2 protein-coding genes and 1 pseudogene are annotated in these 3,397 nt (G+C 58.6%); all 3 read right to left on the bottom strand.

What is annotated here, in order from left to right; genetic code table 11:
* Nucleotides 1-788: pseudogene (locus tag QM579_RS08365) on the bottom strand (PCRF domain-containing protein); the annotation flags it as partial.
* Nucleotides 789-884: 96 nt separating this feature from the next.
* Complete coding sequence (gene lnt, locus QM579_RS08360) at nucleotides 885-2,591, bottom strand: apolipoprotein N-acyltransferase (protein ID WP_414998712.1); 1,707 nt, start codon at nucleotides 2,589-2,591, stop codon at nucleotides 885-887.
* A partial coding sequence (locus QM579_RS08355; protein WP_414998711.1) for a hemolysin family protein occupies nucleotides 2,588-3,397 on the bottom strand: 810 nt, incomplete at its 5' end. The genes QM579_RS08355 and lnt, both read right to left, overlap by 4 nt.

The raw sequence follows: 3,397 nt of genomic DNA, 5'->3' as shown, positions 1-3,397 counted from the left end.
TGCGCACAGCCGAGCTTGTGGTGTTGACGCTCTGGCCGCCGGGACCGCTTGAGCGGAAAATATCCACGCGCAGGTCGGCTTCCTTGATGTCCAGTTCAATGTCATCGCCCGCATCGGGAATAACATCCACAGACGCAAAGGACGTATGCCTGCGGCCAGATGAGTCAAAAGGAGAAATGCGGATGAGGCGGTGAATGCCGCGCTCGCTTTTAAGAAAGCCGAAGGCGTGGGGGCCAGATATGCGCAGGGTAACGCTCTTGATGCCCGCCTCGTCGCCCGGCAGAAAATCCATCTCTTCAACCTTGCAGTCGTGGTTGGCAGCCCAGCGGCTATACATGCGCAGGAGCATTTCGGCCCAGTCCTGAGACTCTGTGCCGCCAGCGCCGGGGTGTATTTCCAGTATGGCGTCCTGACTGTCTTCTTCAGAAGAAAGCAGCATTACAAGCTCTGTTTCGTCCAACAGGGCGGCCAGTTCTTTCTGCTGATTCGCAAGAGATTCAAGGGCTTCAGGGTCTTCGCTTTCTGAGGCAAGTGCCAGCCATTCGGCCATGTCGTCGTGGCAGGTTTTGAGCTTGTTCAGACGGCCAACCTCGTCTTCAAGACGGCGTTTTTCCTGAAGAATCGGCGTAAGTGCCTCGGGCTTGTCCCAAGCGCCAGGGCGTGAAATTTCCGTTTCTATGGCCTGCAGCCTTTTTTCACTGCCGGCAACGTCAAAGGCGCCCCCAAAGTGAGGAAAAGCGTTGAGAGAGGGGATTGCAGGCAGCACGAAGATCTGAAAGTTGCAGCATAATGGATCAGTGGGTTGAAAGTGAGTCCGGGCATTGCCGGGTGCGGTCGTCTTGGCCGCCAGAAAATTTATTTGAGAAGGCGCGCAAACTGTGCCCTCACGGAGTATCGCGTTTGGCTTCGGGTTTTGCCTTGCGACTGGCCTTGCCGCCCGGTGCCCACAAAAGCAGGCCAGCCAGCAGGGCTACAGCTATGGGCAGAGGCCAGGGCCAAAGCCTGTGGTACATACTGGGAGTGCTTTCAAGCGCTGCACTGCCCCAGAGCGCTTGTTCCTTGAACTGTGCGCCGCGCATGGTCAGGCGACCCCGATTATCAACCACCACGGAAATACCCGTGTTGGTGCCACGCAATATCCAGCGGTTTTGTTCAAGGGCTCGCAGGGCTGTCAGGTACAGGTGCTGGCGGGGGGCCGGAGTGGCTCCGAACCAGCCGTCGTTGCTGATATCAACCAGGATGTTGGCGCCATCTTCAACTCGCGCCTGAGCCAACCAGGGGAATATACCTTCATAGCAAATGAGCATCCCCAGGGCAAGATTGTCGTAACGTAAAGGAGCGATGGCGGTGCCCGTCTGGTAGACGCCAACTCCTTGCAGCAGGGCCTCAAGAAACCCCCAGTTGAGCCATTCAGGCAGGTATTCGCCAAAGGGCACAAGGTGTTCTTTGTCATAGTGTGCGGCTATGGCGCCGTCAGGCGGCGTGAGCAGAAAGGCGCGGTTGAAAACATCAGGCTCTTTTTTGTCCGCGCGCCGCTCCAGGCCTGGTGCGCCGACCAGCAGCGGGCTGCCAGTGACGGCAGGCAATTGCCTTACGCGGGGGGAGTGGAGCAAGTTGGTCTCAAAAAAGAAAGGCAGGGCTGTTTCAGGCCAGATAATCAGCGGACGTTCACCAGGCCTTTGGGCCAGAGCGTCATAGGTGAGGCGCAGGTACAGGTCTACGGTTTGGCGTTGAAAGGCGGGCAGCCATTTCTGGTTCTGGTCTATATTGCCTTCAACAAACAAAGCCTGCACGCTTTGTGGCCCTGTGGGGGCAACTTCAAGCGGCTGCTGGTACAGCCGAAGCCCGCCATAACCCAGCAGCAGTCCAGTCATGAGCAGGCCACAAACCAGACAGGCGGGCCGCCACGAATTTTTGCCGCCAAAGGCCGTTGGCGTGGATTTGCCAGAAGCATTTGTTTCTGGCTTCTTTTTTTCGTCGGAACTGGTTCCCGCATTGGCTGCAAGGGGATGAGGAAGTATGCCAAGCGCACACCAAAGAGCCGCCATTACCCATAGGCCCGACAATCCGTAAGCGCCCACAGTGTCGGCTCCCTGCACCAGCAGGGGCCATGCGGCAAGCGCACCGGAAAGCTCAAGCCAGGGAAAGCCCAGAGCCAGCGCATAAACAGCCTCAAGCACATACCACAGAAGGCCCAGTAGGATGGCCCACATGTAAGGGGGGCGGTGGCGCAGGGCATATGCCGCCAGGGAAAAAAGGCCCCCGGCACTGGAAATACAGGCAGCAATCAAAAGGGCGCAGGGCACAGCCAGAAACCAGGGCAGGCCCCCGACATTGTGCACGGGCATGCTGAGCCAGTAGAGAGCCGCCATGCCGCCAGCCAGATTGCACAACCAGCCCCTGCGCAGTGCGGCTCCGCGTGTTGGGGCGCACAGTCCCAGCCATGCCAGGGCCACGGGCCAAAGCAGAGCCAGTGGGGGCAGCCCGGCAATATCGTTGGGAAAGCCCAGCCATATGCCTGCCGCACCTATGAGGCCGACAAACAGCGCCGTGTTGTCAGGCCGGAATGTGGCGCTATGGGTGCGGCTCATGCCTTGGCCGTGGACTCTGCCGGACGGGTGGCTTCGTCCTCTGTCCGGACATCCGCCGGAAGGGATTTCTGTTCAGTGAGATCTTTTTTGTCCCCAGCGGCAGCGGTTTCACGGTCACTGGCATAGGGCTGCATCTCATGAGCGTCAGCAGCCATCAGTGATTCAGAAACCTGATCCGCGCTTGACCGGTTGGCAGCGTTGCTCGCAGGCTCCATACGCAGACGGACAATGAGTTTGCGGTCAGCTTCAAGCACGGTGAAAGTCCAGCCGCGCAGGGTGAAGCTCTCTCCGGGGCCGGGCACATGACCAGCTTCCATGCTGAGGTAGCCGCCGATGGTGTCCACTTCATCAGAATCAACGTCCACGCCCATATCTTCAAGGTCTTCAAGCAAAGCGCGACCTGTGAGTTCATAAATATTGTCGCCCAGGGGACGGATGTCTTCCTGGCGCGGGGCGTCGTGTTCGTCTTCAATGTCGCCGACGATTTCTTCCAGCACGTCCTCAATGGTGATGAGCCCCGAGGTTCCGCCGTATTCGTCCAGCGCAATGGCGATGTGCTGTTTGCGGGCACGGAATTCTTGCAGAAGGGTACGGATGGATTTGGTTTCGGGAACAAAGAAGGGCTCACGAATCAGTTCTGTCATGGACGTGGGTTTGCCGCCCGCGTCAAGCATGCTGCTGAGCAGATCCTTGGCGTGAAGAATGCCCACGATGTTGTCGCGGGTTTCCTTGTACACGGGAATGCGCGAGTGCCCGGAACGCACAATGATGTGCGCTACTTCGGCCAAAGGCATGTCGTGGGGAAC

The sequence above is a fragment of the Desulfovibrio sp. genome, from assembly GCF_047607245.1.
In the GTDB taxonomy this organism is placed as follows: Bacteria; Desulfobacterota; Desulfovibrionia; order Desulfovibrionales; family Desulfovibrionaceae; genus Desulfovibrio.
Note: the sequence above shows the minus strand (reverse complement) of the source record. Positions and strands in the feature narration are given on the sequence as shown.

Coding starts and splice junctions, on each gene's coding strand:
- lnt (WP_414998712.1), bottom strand. CDS start 2,591: ATGAGCCGCACCCATAGCGCCACATTCCGGCCTGACAACACGGCGCTG.